At 69.8% G+C, this 225-nt stretch carries 1 protein-coding gene; it reads left to right on the top strand.

What is annotated here, in order from left to right; all coding sequences use genetic code 11:
- Positions 1-225, top strand: a 225-nt coding sequence (locus ISX93_RS17375; protein WP_195779951.1) for an autotransporter-associated beta strand repeat-containing protein, incomplete at both ends; no start/stop codon positions are given.

Raw genomic sequence — 225 nt, 5'->3', positions numbered from 1 at the left:
ACCCTCAGCATCGGCGCGGGCGGCACCACCGGCAGCCTGGGCAGCGGCGCCGTGGTCAACAACAGCACCCTGCAGATCAATCGCAGCAACGCCGTAACCGTCGCCAACGCCATTTCCGGCACCGGCGCGCTGACCAAGCTGGGCGCCGGCACGGCTACCCTGACCGGCAACAACACTTACAGCGGCGGCACCACGGTCAGTGCCGGCACCCTGCTGCTGGGCTCC

This window comes from Pseudomonas sp. N040, from assembly GCF_015637705.1.
Taxonomy (GTDB): Bacteria; Pseudomonadota; Gammaproteobacteria; order Pseudomonadales; family Pseudomonadaceae; genus Aquipseudomonas.
The sequence above is the reverse complement of the archived record's forward strand: the minus strand, read 5'-3'. Positions and strand labels throughout refer to the sequence as shown.